Source organism: Petrocella sp. FN5 (genome assembly GCF_029210395.1).
In the GTDB taxonomy this organism is placed as follows: domain Bacteria; phylum Bacillota; class Clostridia; order Lachnospirales; family Vallitaleaceae; genus Petrocella.
In genome coordinates, this window is the sequence record NZ_JARGDP010000064.1 from 1 (window position 1) to 14458 (window position 14458).

Consider the following 14458-nt stretch of genomic DNA (forward strand, 5'->3'; position numbering starts at 1 on the left):
CTAATAGCTCATCGCACATTCTGTGATAAGTTATTAACTTAATATCTCTTCCTTTTCCCCAGTCATCATAGAACTCAATACAATCTGCAAAAGCTTTAGAATGGCTTGCTTTATACATATAATGTTTATTAGGATCATATAAAAACAAATATGAGGATACCGCATGTGAATCTTGTTTATAAAGAAAACTATCTGGTGTATATTTTTCTAGCAATTCATCACTTTTAGTGAAGAAATCTTCAATGAGTTTTTCTTGCTTAGCTAATAATCCTTCATCATCAGAATATAAGTCTAGAAACATCTTTTTAACTGTTTCAGGTTCTTTCTTTGCAAAAAAGACCATACCTTGAAAGGGTTGAATATAGCTATCTATAATATTCCGAGTTGCAACTTTAGCTTGAGATAGTATTTCAGCAAACTCTTCGCCTTCTTTAGATAGTGCTTGATCCATCAAAGTTCGAAATTTTTTTGCTACTGCCCACTTATAATTTTCATCATGTTTAGTATTTATAACTTCGAACCTAGTCATATAATTATCGAATATTTGCTGTAAGTTATCTTTATTCATAAAACCTCCAATTTATTCTTGATGAACTGTTCATATAGTTATCGTGTATAATACTTATCACCCCTTTCTGCACCATTAACCTTTTATCTATCCTGTGGTCTGTTCAAAGATACAAAAAGTCCTGGATTTTTAACGTTAAGTTCCTCAAGGTATTTAAATATGCAATTTGGTCTTGGCATCAAAGTAAACTCGCCTTACCTTATCGCCTTTACCATATGCAATACAAACTCTTTCTTCAACGTTCATATCAATTATATTTAGATTCACCAGTTCACCAACTCTGATACCTGCTGAATACAATAAGTCAATCATTGCTAAATCACGTGATGATTGACAATCATCTCTCATGAGTTTGATGTTCTCATCAGATATGATTTCTTTTATTATTGAACTAACCTTTATTTTATGAATACGCTTTTAGGGTTCTTAATTATATAGTTTATATCCTCTAGCCATGAGAAAAAACTGGATAAGTTTCTTCTCATTTTATCTACTGTCACCTTTCTACACCTGTTCTTTAGTTGATATTCCTTCAAATAGCTACGAATCATCTCGGTAGTGATTCTTAGAATTGGCTGAATAATTATGCAAGTATGTTACAATAATTTGTACATAAAAAGGCATACTAATCACATTTTAAATTAGCATACCTTTAATAATATTAATCTTATGAATATACTTTGAAAATACTTTCGCAGTCCCAATATAATTACCCTCTTATCTCAATCAAATATAACATCCCTCAATGTTTTCTTTGTTTTATATTATAAGCCTAAATATATTGTTATACAACTTATAATCTGAAGCTGCATGAAAAATTCTAAACCTAATTTAATGAGTAAATCACACTCTACTCTCTCCTGTAGTCCTTTGACCTCAATCTTTGGTTTGTCTGGGTAATAACTAGAAAAGTCTTATATTAAAATAACATATTATCATCACGCAATTTTGAAACACCGTTATATCGTTGATCCAAGAATTCCTTGAATTTGATCCAGCATCCATAATGTACACTTGCATGACCTCGTGGATTTTTTCTATTTACTTCAATAAATTTCATTTCAAGTAAATATTTACCTTTTAATAAATTTGCTTCACTTTCGAAAATGCTCCAGAAATCCATACCGATAGGATTATTAAATGCATAAAACACATTACTTGCCATTATTTCAGGTCGTGCGTAGTTATAATTAGCTTTTAAATACTCAATAAAACTATTTCTAATAGTAGATTTGTCCACACAATTCACCTCTTCTCAAATATTATTTTATTGACTCCTTTAATATATGCTCTTTTTGTCATACCAGTTACTCAAACTATCCTTGCATCAATGAATTAAACAATACCTGTGTTTCATCCAACAATCTCTGAACTTCAACCTTTAATTTGTCGGGGAATTGATACCTTAATTTCCCACAATATGCCTATAATGTATGTTTTAGACCAAATATTTTTTATAATATCAAACCATTACAATCTTTTCTGGATATATCTTTGACACAGAATGAAGTTCAAATTCAATGATATCTAACTTATCATTAGGAACATCTTGAAAGGAAGTAACGAATAATTTCTTCCCATATTCTCCAGTTTTTTCATCCGGTTTGAAAATGAACCCCATTGCTCTACTGGAATTACCGGAAGATTTTTCTATTTTTTTATCCAAGTATCCAGTCGATTGAAAAGACAAACCTATATCTGCTTCATAAGTCATTAAAACTAGACTTGAATTCTTACGCTTTAAATCTTCAAAGAAATTTGTCATCAGATCTATCATTCTATCTAGGTCTTCTTTTGGCACGTCTTTATATTTATCATTATTTTCCATAGAATCAACATACTTCTCTAAATTATATATTTCAAATCCCTGAACATAAAAAGATTCATCTTTTTCCTCAAATGGATTATTGTACTTCAATTCAACGGGTGCATCTAAATTAAAATTTAGACTGTATTTATAAAACACTTCTGCTTCTTTATGGTAAGTTCTAAACTTCAACTTTAAGAGTTCATCTTTTAAGCTCATATTAACCATTGGAACGGATTCTGAATTCATATGAGCAGTTAATTGCATTTTACTAAGAGGAACATTATCCCAACGAGATAATTCTATCCCTTGTTCTATGAAATATTGCAGTTTATGTAAAGACTGGTCACCTGGAAATTGAAATGACTCTGTAGAGGAACGATTAAACTCAAAAATATGTTCACCAACTTCTAAAGATTCTATTGATCTTGTGGTAAACATTTTGCTTCTTTCATGAGATTCTCTATTTGTTTGCTTCGAAGGATCAAATACCATTTTAGAATCATCCTTCTCTTCAGATAAACAATCCATTACCCAAAGCGTATAAGAATTATCCTTATAGGTAAGAGCTAAAAGATGCATCTCCTCTCCATCTAATTCAAATGGTCGATTGATAACAACTGTCTGCTCTGGCCGTAACATATAGTGATTTTTAAATGTTTCTAATTTCATGGTTCCCTCTTTCATATATATAACTCATCTGTCAATTACCTATACGTATTGAAAACATCGAGGGCGTGGGATACTCCCACTTTTCAAGTACCTTTTGTCGGACAAAAGGGAAGCTTGCCCTCATGAAAGCAGAGCTTTCTTATTCGGTTTTATTTTAGATACTGAATAAGAAAGTTTCTTACCCTCATAAAAATTATAGCATACCTGTGAAGAATGTCATTCTAATTTTTGGAAAAGAGGCCCGAAAGCCTCTTACTTATTCCATAATTGATACTAAGAACATAAGATCATAGGTAGTGGTAAAAGTCTGCTGGAATGCTTTTCCATACTCACCTGTGAACTTCAGTGTTACATTTCTAAAAGGTGCCATAGATCCACACTCAATAGTACCCGCCTGAACATCATGGGCTGATACATCATTTTGCCATTCTCTGTTGATGATATAACCCATCTCATTTGGATTTTTTGCACCAATTGCTATGTGAATATACTTTGAAGACTGGCTGATTCCCAGATTGTCCCAGTCTTTATCATCTCTACCCACTTCAATAAACTGGTTGTCTGAACCTGCTTTGTTATTAAATCCAGAAATACTAAGCGTAACCGGCATCGTTGAGTTATTGCTAATGATAAGATCCGGAGAACTAAACGTTGGGCCGTTTGGATTGATTGTGAATGAAGCAAGGGTAGGTATGTCCACATCTAAAATTGAAGCTTGAATGGTGCCTGTAAGTTCAGTTACGTTGGTCTGTGCGTTTGCTGTAATACTAAAAAGCATTGCCAGTACTATTGTGATTAATATAATTTTTTTCATCTTGATACCTCCTACCAATAAAAGACATATTTAACTGTGACTGGGTTACCATTGTAATCATGATCTAATTGTACATAATATGAACCTGGGGTAGACCCATCAATACAATTAATAGTTAATGTTTGAGATCCCGTATATTCTTTATAGTTAGCTACATATGTTACATCTTCAGAGGAAGTTGTAATCGTAAACAAGGCATTTAAAGGATTACCTTTGTAAATATGATAAGTCGCAGATTTTGTGAAATCTAGTTGATCCGTTACTCCGTCAATAGCGATGCTTGTTATACCTGTGATGCTTGGCGTAACCTCCTCAGGCTCTTGGGCATCTTCAATTCCTTCATACAGACTCACTAAAAATATAATCTCATAGACACTGGTCACTTCACTTTGAAATGCAGATCCAGATTGGCATTCCAAGTCCAATATCACAGTGCGACCAGATTTGATATGACATAATTCTTTGTTCTCGAGTTGCACTTGATCAGCCGTTACCTCGGATAACAGTGTTGTATGGTTCAAAAAGGCAGTTTGATTGTCTTCAGCGATCATACCTAGGTAGATAAAGCTGGCTGAACCGATGGCACCTAGTCGATCCCACACTTTAGCATCACGCACTACTTCTGTGAACTGATTTGCTGTTCCTACTTTGTTATCAAAGCCGGTCATGGTCACTGTAACCGGTGCTGTCGTGTTGTTGGTAATGTTTAGTGATGGCATGACATACCGGCCTGGGTCTCCCTCTGGAAGATTCGGGTTAATAATAAAACTTGCTGTCGTTGGAATGTCCACATCAATAACTGTAGACATGATTTCTCCTGTTAACTCCACCTTGTTGGTATTGGCTGATGCAGATAAAGCCATCATATTTAATATAATGACCATGAGTGTCATAACTGATACTATTCTCTTCATATAGTTTCTCCTATTCTATAATTAGTTTGATTTGCGCGCCCACATGGCTAATAGGCTCCTCGTCCAGTGTGTAGTAGTAAAAATATGCAATACAAGGGTATTCACCTTTTGGGGGATGGTTTGTGATTTTGTCGTGTTCAATATCCATCATTGGTTCCAGTACCGGACTTGTATAATAGATTTCTTCCGTTGCCTCATTAACAATGACGACTTGTAGCAACTTATCTTCATACTTGTTCTTTAGTGAGAGATAAATCAATCCATTCTCGTCCGGTTGTAAGGCTGAAGCAATTCTAGCATTGAGTGTGTTCTTCGTAACTTCTTCTTGTAATAATGCTTCTTCATCAGGGTCGCTATCTTGTTGATGATCTCCACTGCCTGTTACATTTCTATCCAGTTCCGGCTGTGTGGGTATGTTCTTATTAAACGTTCCCTTTAAAATTGGTGCTATCACAAAAATACTCATAAGCAGTAAAATAGCAATAATCCCAAGGATCATTGCCATTTTTTTCTTCTTCTGATTCTTATTTTGATTCTGGTTCTGGTTCTGGTTCTGATTTTGATTCATTTGAGTTTCTTTTGTCTCTTTCATAGACGCCTCATTTCTAGTTTATTTTTTTATTGTTTAAACTGGTGCTTCGCGACTTAGAGTGTTGATAAGGCAATCATTCCATCTCCATCTCCTCCTCAAAGTCTTGAAACTCTTTATAGTCTTCAGGTGGTTCCCGTGCCATGCCAATCATCGCGTTCTTCATATTTTTTAATTCCTCATTAAAATCTTTCCCTTTTGGTACATGTCGCACAATCTCATAATTTGTCTTGTATTTTGCATTCAAGATCTGACATGCTGTATTACCGGCTACATCGTTGTCCAAGCAAAGCACTATTTTTTCAATGTCGCTTTGGCTTTTTAAAAATCCATCGAGTGCTTTATCCGATATGCCTCCTAAAGAAATCATATGATGGCTAAAGTTTTTAATACCATGTAGTTTTAGAAGTGACAGATAGCTCATCAAATCAATTGGCGCTTCAAAGACACAGACTGTATTCCCTTTCCCCTGATAATAGAAGGGGATAGACTTATCTGAGTTCCTAACATCGCCTCTGAAGTTCTCACCTGTTGTTCTCGAACTACGTCGACTTGCGTACGCAGGTTTGCCCTCTAAGTCATAACCAACGAAAACACAGTTATTATGGTAATCCTCATAGATCAATTTCTCATCCACAAATTCCGTGACAACTGACGTCTCAATATTCCGCGACTTAATCAAATAGGCAAACAGGTGCTTGTAAGTATCATTTTTCTTTGATAGCTGCATTTCTCCCTTAGTCACTATAGGCTTCAACTTTGGTATGGTTGGTAGTTCAACATCCGAGATGCCCAGTAGATCTCCGACTGCCTCAACCCAAGACTTGCCTTCCATTTCCATGACAAACTGAATAATCCCACCACCTTTATTCTGAGAGAACCAGTTCCACTTACTACCATCACCACTAATAAAAAGACCACCATATCCGGGTATCTTATAGGTATTATTGGAGATTCGTTTCAAATCATAACCTCTACTCTGAGCATAGGCTATGATGTTGATATTACTTGCCAATTCAATTTGTTCGTCTGTGAATTTCTTTTGACTTATTCCCAAATAATCACCTCCAAGGTCAAGTCATCCACATTTTTATAACATTAGTTTCTTCTATAACTCCATTTCTTCTTCAATACTTAAAACGTCCTCAGGTCTCTTGTACGCATAAGATGCTTCTTTTATTTCCGGCAAGGTGATAGGTTGATAATTGGCCAAGTCCATGGATTTACTTGGTAAGATACCGTTTTCAGCCATAGAACTAAAACTGTATCCGCCAATAATAATATGATCAATCACATTAATGTCTAAGGGCTTAAAAATATTTACAATTCTTTGGGTCAAATCAATGTCTTCTTTACTGGGGTTGGTACTACCACCTGGATGATTGTGAGCCATTAATATATTGCTACAATCATTTGCAATGGCCATCTTAAGAATATCTCTTGGATAAACTATGGACATATTGATGCCGCCTTCTGAGATGATCTTTGTTTCAATAATACTGTTGCTGTTATCAAGAAACGCTACGAGTATCCGTTCTTTATCTTTCATCCCACCTAGAATGGATGTGAAATACTTACCGGCATCTTGGGGTGATGTGAATTTTATACGTTCATTCTCTTGGGTCATTTTTAAGACATTATAGGAGGCTAAGAATTCTTTAAGCTTCCCGATTTTTTCTAATTGCCTATCGTTTGGTTCAACCACCATAGGATGTTCTAAGATGTTAAAAGGATTGTTTTCTTTGGCATAATCCTTAATCTTACGCATAGGAATTCCGGTTAGCTTATTTAGGCTTTCAAAAAAACTATCTGTATAGACTTGCTTTGTTGCCATCTGTATCAACCCCTTCCCTATTTGCGATTTCTTCTTCTTTTGTCTCAATTACAAGTTTCAGTGCCATGATGCTTTTCTTTTCAAGATCTGTTACCTCTAAATCATTCACATTGTTAAAAAATCCTTTTATACCTACTTTTTTGATTATTTCTACCACTACTTTTTCTGAAGCTTCTTGAAGTCCAAGTATTTGACACATCAGCTCAAGAACTCGGTCCAGTTCTGTTTTTTCGATCAATTCTGTTCTCATTGTTTCACCTCTTTCTATATTTCCATTTCATCACTTTCAATGGTATCCGGTACAATCTCATTTCCTTCTTCATCAAAGCTTACATCTCCTACGACTAAAGACATCTCGGAAGAATAATATGCCGAATAAGGGATATGTCCTTGTTCCATAATATTTGTTAGCCATTGACCTAAGAAATCATTTAATTCTTTTGCCAATTTATCATCCACCAATACATCCCCTTGATAAGCCGATTGATAAATACCTAAGTTGTCTTGCTTAAATATTGCTGCTTTTACCATTTCACCATCATGGTCTACAATGATTTCCATGTCCGGATCTGCCATTAGATCACCGTTTTGCTGATAGTAGTGGGATAAAGAAATTCTGTTATCCCAAATCCTTTCTATCACAAGATCCATAAATCCAGGTGCCTTTAACTTTAAATAGTAATATCTATCCGATAGAATACCTTTGGCCACCTTCTGTAGTTTCAAATAGTTTTCATGCAATAAATTAGAGCCATCCGCAGACGACTCTTGATGTTCTAACTTATTTATTTTTGGGTTACTGTTATCCACCTATCTCATCCCCTTCTTCTTCTTCAACTAGATTTACAGATTCTTGTTGTTTTTGAAAATACATTTCAAGTGCTTTTTCAATGATTTTTTCAATCGTCTTGATCTCTTGACTTGGACTAAAGTACTTGCTGATGATCTTGGGTTGAATCTTTACGGGTTTTTGCTTATTGGGATCCCTCAATGCTTCACCGGTAATAATAGACTTTGCCGTTTTCCAATTAAGCTTTCCTTCTTCTTCATAATTTCTTATGATGGAAGCTTTTTTCATATCCACTTTAAAAGTATCTTCTGAAACAATAGCTTCAATCATTTCCTGATTTTCTGCTGATAAATAAGAAAGGTCGACTCCGGCTCGCATTGCGATTTTGCCTTCGTCGACCAATTGTTTTAGGGGATCTTTTAGTTTGTAAATTCTCAAATATCTGGAAACATTACGGGGTGAGACTCCAAATTCTTTTGCTAAATTTTCATCAGATTTCAACTTTTCGCCCATTGGGCGAGAAGTTGAAATTAATCCCGAACTTGCTTTAGATAACCTTTCTATTTCATTTAATAGATCAGTTCTCACACCTTGATTCTTCATTGCATTGTGCCTGGTAGCTATCACCGTCGCTCTCTCTGAATGTACCAGATCCGTAAAGGACCTCTGCATCAGATTTGTTTCAGTGACTATAAGGATTGCTTCTTCTTCTGTCAGTCCTTCTTTGATGACTGTTGGTATCGTTTCTAGACCTGCTTCTTTTGCTGCATTAGCTCTATTATGACCACTTAGGATTTCATACTTCAAACCCTTTTTCCGAACCACAATGGGTACGATCACGCCATAATTCTTAATACTTTCAATCATTTCATTGAAGCGTTCCCCTTCATATAGCTTGAAAGGATGATTCTGAAAAGGTACCAACTGCTCCAGTTTAAGTTCTATGGCGCCTTCCTTCTTATCCGGTGGTGATGCGCTATAGTCATCACCAAAAATTGAGGCAAAGCTTTCTGTTTTTTTGGTTTTGCTCTTATCCATTTCCTATCAACTCCTTTGTAAATTCTTGGTAGGCTATAGCAGCCTTATTGGTTGGCATATAATCCATAATGCTTTTACTTTGTAGATTGGCTTCTCCTACTTTAACGGATTTAGGAATCTTCGTTGCAAAAACCTTGATATGCTCACCATAGGATGCTTCAATCATATCCATCATATTCTTCGCCAGATTGGTCCTTTCATCAAACATGGTCAAAAGAATACCTTCAAAGGTTATAGCCGAATTAATACGCCTTTTAACTTTGAAAATTGTTTTTAATAATAGTTCCAATCCTTTAACCGAAAGATATTCCGGTGTAGCAGGTATTAGAACACTGTCACAAGCTGCTAATACATTTAGGGTCATGAGACCTAAAGAAGGCATACAATCCAACAAAACATAATCATATTCCCCTTTGATCTCATCTATAATGGTCTTAAGCACATACTCTCTGCTAATGGTACTAACCAGATTGATTTCGATTGCTGAAAGTTCAATACTACTGGGAATGATATCAATACCCTCCTTTTGAACCATATAGGCTTCTTTACTGGGTATATCCTTCTCCATCATGACATCCATCATTAAGTGATAAAGGGTATATTCCAGATTCTCCGGTTTGGAAATACCAAAACAATCTGTTAGACTGGCTTGATTGTCACAATCGATTGCCAATACCTTGTAGCCTCTATTGGCCAGTTCAGTGGCTAAGTTTCTACACGTTGTTGATTTACCGACTCCCCCTTTTTGCGCAGCTATTCCGATTACTTTCGTCATGTGATTCTCCTCCTCTTTCATGTTATACTTCGAAAATACACTATTTAGTTAACACACGCAATGTTTCGTCCGTTTTGGATTCTATTGTATGTATTCACCAAATAATGTATTATTTCTTTAGGCGGTGAAAATCTATGAAATTGAGCATGGCTGAGAAAATAAGAGCACTACTGAAGGAAAAGAATATGACCATAAAAGAGTTAAGTACAAAATTATGTACTTCAAATCAAAATATGGCTAATAAGTTACGACGGGATAATTTTTCAATGAAAGAATTAGAAGCGATTGCAGAAGTCTTAGACTATGAATTTGTAGCTTCCTTTATAAAAAAAGGTAGTAATTGAATCAATTATCATACAACCAAAAAAAGCTATCGAATAAATGGATTTATGTCACTGTTTCCATTTGACTCAATAGCTTTTTTCTTTTTTGATGGCTTATTTTTATTATTGGCTTACACTTTCAAATAATTAACATGGATATTATTTTGCATTTTTCTTGTAGATTTTTAATCTAATTTCAGTATGATTTTGCACCAATTTTTCCCTGTTTTTCACACCAATTCTGCACCATTTGGCACCAATTTTGCACCATAAGTTCCGATATTTTACGATAACTTGCGTGTTTCCAAAATCGCTGTAACCCTTGTAAAACCTAGTGTTTCTGCACGTTCTACTCAAGTTCAAATGGTGTAACCTGGTAAACGTAGTAATTCAACCAATTGGCATATAGCAGATGAGCATGACTACGCCAAGTGTTGACCGGCTTGTTATGGTCATCGTCACCTGGGAAATAGTTGATGGGCATCTTAATGGGCAGGTTTTTATTTTTGTCTCTAACATATTCTTGATTCAAAGTATCAGCTTCGTATTCTGAATGACCGGTTACGAATATTTGCTTGTTGTCTACGGATTTGACAATGTAGACGCCGGCCTCATCGGATTCAGCCAGGAGTTCTAGAAATTCATTTGCTATGATTGGTGCTTTGTGTATGCTGGTATGTCTTGAATGTGGTACCAAAAATTCATCATTAAAGCCCCTAAGTAGGGGTGAATGTGATTTGACAACCTTGTGCTTGAAGATGCCGAACATTTTTTCATCTAGATCGTATTTACCAATACCATAATGATAATATAAGCCCGCTTGTGCACCCCAACATATATGGAAGGTTGATGTGACATTGGTCTTTGTCCATTCCATAATCCGAGTCAATTCCTCCCAGTAAGTAACTTCTTCAAAAGGCATTTGTTCTATAGGTGCACCTGTAATAATCATACCGTCATACTTGTGGTCTTTGATTTCTTTAAAGGTTGTATAAAAAGCAATCAAGTGATCTGTAGAGGTGTTTTTGGACTGATGGGTCTCCGGTACAAGTAGGGTTATTTCCACTTGCAAAGGCGAATTACTCAGTAGCCTAAGTAAGTGTCGTTCTGTCTGATCTTTTAAAGGCATCAAGTTCATAATCACAATCTTAAGAGGACGGATATCTTGTGTATGGGCCCGATGCTCATCCATGACAAATATATTTTCATCCAACAGTTCTTGCTTTGCTGGTAAATCATTATTAATCTTAATAGGCATGTTTTCACCGACTTTCTCTTTTTTCAAAAAATACTATGAATAATAGTATACACTTCAATGCATAATTCGTAAAGACTAGACGCTTGATCCATATTTTCGAATAATCCTAAAGATAGGGACTGTTACTCACAGCCCCTATCTTCTATTTTCCTATTTGGTCCGGTTGATCAATGGCTTCATGAATCGCATATCCAGGTGGCACCATTGGGTACACATTACTCTCTGTTGCTACTCTACAATTGATAACCGATACTTTGTTAGAACTGAAGGCTTTTTTAATGACTTCATCAATCTGCTCTACTGAGTCTATAACAAAACCTTCTGCACCCAGTGATTTTGCAAATCCTATATATTCAATATCCTCACCAAGGTCTGTTGATGAAAAACGATCTTCATAGAAAAGATTTTGCCATTGTCTAACCATGCCAAGAGCATTGTTGTTCATGATGAAGATCTTAATTGGCAACTTATGTTTTACCGCAGTAATGATTTCATTGAAATTCATTTTAAAAGATCCATCACCTGTAATCATGACAACACGATCTTTTTTATTGGCAAACTGAGCGCCCATGGCTGCTCCAAGTCCATACCCCATGGTACCTAGTCCTCCTGATGTAAGGAACCTGTTTGGAAACATAAAGGGATAATGTTGTGCCGCCCACATTTGATGTTGTCCAACATCGGTGGTCACAATATCTGTTGATTTACAATGTGCAGCGATACGTTTTAATACATGTGGTACATTCACAGTATCATAATTGACCTTGTGACCAAACTCTTTCTTCATATAAGAAACATGGTCTACCCATTCAGGTACCTCTTTAACTGCTATGACCTCATTAAGCAACATAAGAATCGTCTCTATATCACCAATAACATGTTCATTAACAACGACGTTCTTATTGATTTCAGCCGGGTCCACATCAAAGTGTACAATGGTTGCCTCTTTGGCAAATTTGTGTTCATTGCCCACAACTCGGTCAGAAAATCTAGCGCCAATAACCATCAATAAATCACATTCGTTGATTAATCTATTCGATGTTAATGAGCCATGCATACCAATGTTACCAGTATACATTGGATGATTATAGGGTGTTGCTCCAATACCCATAAGCGTATTGGCGACTGCACTTTTGGTCTTGTCTACAAAGGTCATTAAGGCTTCACTGGCACCGGCTCTTATAACGCCACCACCAGCAATAATCATGGGACGTTTGGCTTTATTAATAATCTCAACAAGCTTCTCAGGAATATGAAGGGTTTGAGGCTTATCGTATACTTTTGGCTCTTTTTTTATATAATCTGTCGTCATAGATGTGATGTCTTTTGGTATATCTATGAGGACAGGGCCTGGTCGACCGGATTTTGCAATATAGAAGGCTTCTCGAATAACATCTGCAAGAATGTTAATGTCTTTAACCATATAGTTATGTTTTGTAATCGGAAAGGTAATCCCCTGAATATCTACTTCTTGAAAACTGTCTTTTCCAAGCATGGGTATGCTAACGTTTCCGGTGATGGCTACCATCGGTACTGAGTCCATATAAGCTGTTGCAATACCTGTCACCAGATTGGTGGCTCCAGGACCTGATGTTGCAAGGCAGACGCCGACCTTGCCTGTTGATCTGGCATAACCATCTGCTGCATGAGAAGCACCTTGCTCATGAGATGTTAATATGTGGGTTATATGTTCCCTGTTTTTGAACAGTTCATCATATATGTTTATTGTTGCCGCACCCGGATAGCCGAATAAATAATCTACCCCTTGTTCTTTAAGACATTCTACTACGATCTGCGCTCCATTTAATTTCATAGTGATTACTCCTTCCAATCTCTATTCTAACTATAACATATGGTTAAAGTGTCAAAATATAAAAAAACCCATACATCCTATCATTTAGGACGAAGGGTTACTCCGCGGTACCACCTAATTTTGCTTGCGCACGCTCAAATAATACGAGATCTAATCCGATATTATCGCCCTCATAACGGTGGGCTACCGATGAAGCCTAATCTCCTTAGATTACTCCTTAGATTTCAGTTCACTGCTCCGAGGCTACATTCCTACAAATCTTCACGAGAACTTCCCAGCATCGCCCTCTCTCTTTGCTTCCGATTATATAGTACTCTTCCTCTTCATTGCATTTTTTATCATTCTAATGGATTTATAAAGCCTTGTCAAGTATTGTTATTTTTTTCACTTATAAATTGACGCGTTGAATCGATAAATTCTTTTTCCCGTTGTCACCTTGCCTTTTATTTAGTATACTTTAGAAAGATTAAAGAATCAAAACTACATAGTTGAACTTTTATATGCAATATATAGTTACGAATGTATCAACGTAATCTATCTGTTGCATGTAAATTAGTGAAACTTAGTTTTGAGATTTTAATCTGATGATTATATTACAAGGAGGCTTATATGCTTACAAGAACTTCTGCTCTCGAACTTCTAAAAGAACATGTCACCTCGGAAAGCTTAGTCAAACACTGTATGGCGGTTGAAGGTTCTATGCGTGCTTACGCTTCGCTATATAATGAAGATGTGGATCTGTGGGGTCTTACCGGTCTTTTGCACGATATTGATTTTGATAAACATCCCGAAGAACATCCTATGCATGCACGTAAATATCTAAAAGACCTTGATTTACCTGAATCTACATTGACGGCTATTGAGGAACACGGTAAGTTGGAATTGGAGACACGTGATACCTTGATCTCAAAAACCCTTTTTGCCGTTGATAGCCTATCTTCCTTTATTCTCGCTTATGTCCATGTAAGGCCGGATAAAAGTTTTGATGGTATTCCACTGAAATCCATTAAAAAGAAATTCAAAGATAAAGCTTTTGCTAGAGCTGTCAATCGCGACTTGATTATTAAAGGTGCAGATGATTTAGGTGTCAATCTAGACACCCACATGGAAAATGTGATTCAAGGCATTGTCGAGTGGGAACATGAGCTGAATAAAATGGGATTTAGTTTGGTTTAAAAGAAGTAGATTCGTATTTCGAATCTACTTCTTTTTTTGTACTCTAGGAAAGTCTGTGCTATGTTAATGCGTTGAATGAAATCTAAT

At 36.0% G+C, this 14458-nt stretch carries 17 protein-coding genes and 1 other annotated feature; of the genes, 2 read left to right on the top strand and 15 right to left on the bottom strand.

Translation table 11 applies throughout. The annotated features are described in order from the left end of the window. From P0N36_RS12290 to P0N36_RS12355, 13 genes are all read right to left on the bottom strand, one after another. On the bottom strand, positions 1–568 hold a 568-nt coding region (locus P0N36_RS12290; protein ID WP_275843148.1), incomplete at its 3' end, for a hypothetical protein. Positions 569–721: 153 nt separating this feature from the next. Then, positions 722–916 carry a tyrosine-type recombinase/integrase gene (locus P0N36_RS12295; protein WP_275843149.1) on the bottom strand — a complete coding sequence of 65 codons (195 nt, stop codon included), beginning with the start codon at positions 914–916 and terminating at the stop codon, positions 722–724. 571 nt (positions 917–1487) lie between these two features. Then, complete coding sequence (locus P0N36_RS12305; protein WP_275843150.1) at positions 1488–1808, bottom strand: hypothetical protein; 321 nt, start codon at positions 1806–1808, stop codon at positions 1488–1490. A gap of 222 nt (positions 1809–2030) precedes the next feature. Then, entirely contained in the window at positions 2031–3047 is a 1017-nt protein-coding gene (locus P0N36_RS12310) for a hypothetical protein (RefSeq protein WP_275843151.1), read from the bottom strand. Positions 3048–3303: 256 nt separating this feature from the next. Further along, positions 3304–3861, bottom strand: a complete 558-nt coding sequence (locus tag P0N36_RS12315; RefSeq protein WP_275843152.1) for a hypothetical protein — start codon at positions 3859–3861, stop codon at positions 3304–3306. Between the two features lie 11 nt (positions 3862–3872). Then, positions 3873–4775 (bottom strand): hypothetical protein, encoded by a 903-nt coding sequence (locus tag P0N36_RS12320; protein WP_275843153.1) that lies wholly within the window; start codon positions 4773–4775, stop codon positions 3873–3875. 10 nt (positions 4776–4785) lie between these two features. Then, on the bottom strand, positions 4786–5367 hold the full coding sequence (locus P0N36_RS12325) for a hypothetical protein (protein WP_275843154.1): 582 nt from the start codon (positions 5365–5367) through the stop codon (positions 4786–4788). Between the two features lie 73 nt (positions 5368–5440). Further along, positions 5441–6421 carry a DUF3991 and toprim domain-containing protein gene (locus P0N36_RS12330; protein WP_275843155.1) on the bottom strand — a complete coding sequence of 327 codons (981 nt, stop codon included), beginning with the start codon at positions 6419–6421 and terminating at the stop codon, positions 5441–5443. A 51-nt stretch (positions 6422–6472) separates the two neighbouring features. Further along, positions 6473–7198 (bottom strand): JAB domain-containing protein, encoded by a 726-nt coding sequence (locus tag P0N36_RS12335; RefSeq protein WP_275843156.1) that lies wholly within the window; start codon positions 7196–7198, stop codon positions 6473–6475. Beyond that, the gene (locus P0N36_RS12340) at positions 7170–7448 is read right to left on the bottom strand and encodes a hypothetical protein (protein ID WP_275843157.1); all 279 of its coding nucleotides are present in this window, start codon (positions 7446–7448) and stop codon (positions 7170–7172) included. The genes P0N36_RS12335 and P0N36_RS12340 overlap by 29 nt, the downstream gene beginning before the upstream one ends. Before the next feature lie 14 nt (positions 7449–7462). After that, positions 7463–8008: a DUF6908 domain-containing protein gene (locus tag P0N36_RS12345; RefSeq protein WP_275843158.1), complete on the bottom strand. Its 546-nt coding sequence runs from the start codon at positions 8006–8008 to the stop codon at positions 7463–7465. Next, positions 8001–9026: a ParB N-terminal domain-containing protein gene (locus P0N36_RS12350; RefSeq protein WP_275843159.1), complete on the bottom strand. Its 1026-nt coding sequence runs from the start codon at positions 9024–9026 to the stop codon at positions 8001–8003. The genes P0N36_RS12345 and P0N36_RS12350 overlap by 8 nt, the downstream gene beginning before the upstream one ends. After that, positions 9019–9801, bottom strand: a complete 783-nt coding sequence (locus tag P0N36_RS12355) for a ParA family protein (RefSeq protein ID WP_275843160.1) — start codon at positions 9799–9801, stop codon at positions 9019–9021. Before P0N36_RS12355 ends, P0N36_RS12350 begins: the two co-directional genes overlap by 8 nt. A gap of 134 nt (positions 9802–9935) precedes the next feature. On the opposite strand from P0N36_RS12355, the gene P0N36_RS12360 reads away from it, so the two are divergent. Then, positions 9936–10145, top strand: coding sequence for a helix-turn-helix domain-containing protein (locus tag P0N36_RS12360; protein WP_275843161.1), 210 nt, complete (start codon positions 9936–9938; stop codon positions 10143–10145). Between the two features lie 328 nt (positions 10146–10473). Here the strand turns inward: P0N36_RS12360 and metA are convergent, their stop codons facing one another. Beyond that, entirely contained in the window at positions 10474–11382 is a 909-nt protein-coding gene (gene metA / locus P0N36_RS12365) for a homoserine O-acetyltransferase MetA (RefSeq protein ID WP_275843165.1), read from the bottom strand. A 142-nt stretch (positions 11383–11524) separates the two neighbouring features. Next, entirely contained in the window at positions 11525–13195 is a 1671-nt protein-coding gene (gene ilvB, locus P0N36_RS12370; RefSeq protein WP_275843162.1) for a biosynthetic-type acetolactate synthase large subunit, read from the bottom strand. Positions 13196–13277: 82 nt separating this feature from the next. After that, positions 13278–13531, bottom strand: a binding site (T-box leader). A 273-nt stretch (positions 13532–13804) separates the two neighbouring features. Between ilvB and P0N36_RS12375 the strand changes: the two genes are divergently transcribed. Beyond that, entirely contained in the window at positions 13805–14371 is a 567-nt protein-coding gene (locus P0N36_RS12375; protein WP_275843163.1) for an HD domain-containing protein, read from the top strand. The last annotated feature ends 87 nt before the right edge of the window (positions 14372–14458 follow it).

Excerpts from the sequence above, each read along its gene's own strand:
- P0N36_RS12325 (WP_275843154.1), bottom strand. The coding sequence starts at position 5,367 with ATGAAAGAGACAAAAGAAACTCAAATGAATCAAAATCAGAACCAGAAC.
- P0N36_RS12310 (WP_275843151.1), bottom strand. The coding sequence starts at position 3,047 with ATGAAATTAGAAACATTTAAAAATCACTATATGTTACGGCCAGAGCAG.
- P0N36_RS12315 (WP_275843152.1), bottom strand. The coding sequence starts at position 3,861 with ATGAAAAAAATTATATTAATCACAATAGTACTGGCAATGCTTTTTAGT.
- metA (WP_275843165.1), bottom strand. The coding sequence starts at position 11,382 with ATGCCTATTAAGATTAATAATGATTTACCAGCAAAGCAAGAACTGTTG.
- P0N36_RS12360 (WP_275843161.1), top strand. The coding sequence starts at position 9,936 with ATGAAATTGAGCATGGCTGAGAAAATAAGAGCACTACTGAAGGAAAAG.
- P0N36_RS12335 (WP_275843156.1), bottom strand. The coding sequence starts at position 7,198 with ATGGCAACAAAGCAAGTCTATACAGATAGTTTTTTTGAAAGCCTAAAT.
- P0N36_RS12320 (WP_275843153.1), bottom strand. The coding sequence starts at position 4,775 with ATGAAGAGAATAGTATCAGTTATGACACTCATGGTCATTATATTAAAT.
- P0N36_RS12295 (WP_275843149.1), bottom strand. The coding sequence starts at position 916 with ATGAGAGATGATTGTCAATCATCACGTGATTTAGCAATGATTGACTTA.
- P0N36_RS12355 (WP_275843160.1), bottom strand. The coding sequence starts at position 9,801 with ATGACGAAAGTAATCGGAATAGCTGCGCAAAAAGGGGGAGTCGGTAAA.
- P0N36_RS12350 (WP_275843159.1), bottom strand. The coding sequence starts at position 9,026 with ATGGATAAGAGCAAAACCAAAAAAACAGAAAGCTTTGCCTCAATTTTT.
- P0N36_RS12340 (WP_275843157.1), bottom strand. The coding sequence starts at position 7,448 with ATGAGAACAGAATTGATCGAAAAAACAGAACTGGACCGAGTTCTTGAG.
- P0N36_RS12375 (WP_275843163.1), top strand. The coding sequence starts at position 13,805 with ATGCTTACAAGAACTTCTGCTCTCGAACTTCTAAAAGAACATGTCACC.
- ilvB (WP_275843162.1), bottom strand. The coding sequence starts at position 13,195 with ATGAAATTAAATGGAGCGCAGATCGTAGTAGAATGTCTTAAAGAACAA.